1 protein-coding gene is annotated in these 712 nt (G+C 72.1%); it reads left to right on the top strand.

The annotated features are described in order from the left end of the window. Window positions 1-50: 50 nt before the first annotated feature. On the top strand, window positions 51-712 hold a 662-nt coding region (locus ACFXPK_RS32945; RefSeq protein WP_385080835.1), incomplete at its 3' end, for a PLP-dependent cysteine synthase family protein.

Below are 712 nucleotides of genomic sequence, written 5' to 3'. Positions count from 1 at the left end.
AGATCCTCACCGTCCGCCGCGCCGTCGCGGCACCTCGCCAGGGAGCGCGCATGCGTCATGACACGTTGGTCGACGCCATCGGCAACACTCCGCTCGTCCGACTGCGCGTGGAGGCCCCGGAGGGCGTCGAGGTCCACGCCAAGCTGGAACTGCTCAACCCGTACGCCATGACGGACCGCGTCGCCCGCCGGGTGATTCTGGAGGCCCGGCGCAGCGGCGCCCTGCGGGACGGCGCGCCGATCGTCGAGAGTTCCTCGGGGACCATGGCCCTCGGTGTCGCCCTGGTGGGCACCTACCTCGGACACCCGGTGCACATCGTCACCGATCCCCGTATCGACTCCGTCACCCTCGCCAAACTGGAGGCGATGGGGTGCGAGGTGCACGTGGTGGAGGCGATGACCGCCCAGGGCTGGCAGAGCGCCCGCCTGGAACGCCTGGCCGACCTCATGCGTGACCTGCCGGGCGCCTGGTGGCCGCAGCAGTACAGCAACCCCGACAACCCCGCCGCCTACCGGACCCTCGCGGCGGAACTCGTGGAGGACCTGGGCACCGTGGACGTCCTGGTCGGCTCGGTCGGCAGCGGCGGCTCGCTCTGCGGCACCTCCGCCGCGCTCCTGGAGAGCTCGCCCGACCTGAAGGTGGTCGGCGTCGACTGCGTCGGCAGCGTCCGCTTCGGGCAGCCCGACGTCGCCCCCCGCAAGCAGAGCGGACT

This window comes from Streptomyces sp. NPDC059142, from assembly GCF_042755665.1.
Classification (GTDB): Bacteria; Actinomycetota; Actinomycetes; order Streptomycetales; family Streptomycetaceae; genus Streptomyces.
The sequence above is the reverse complement of the archived record's forward strand: the minus strand, read 5'-3'. Positions and strand labels throughout refer to the sequence as shown.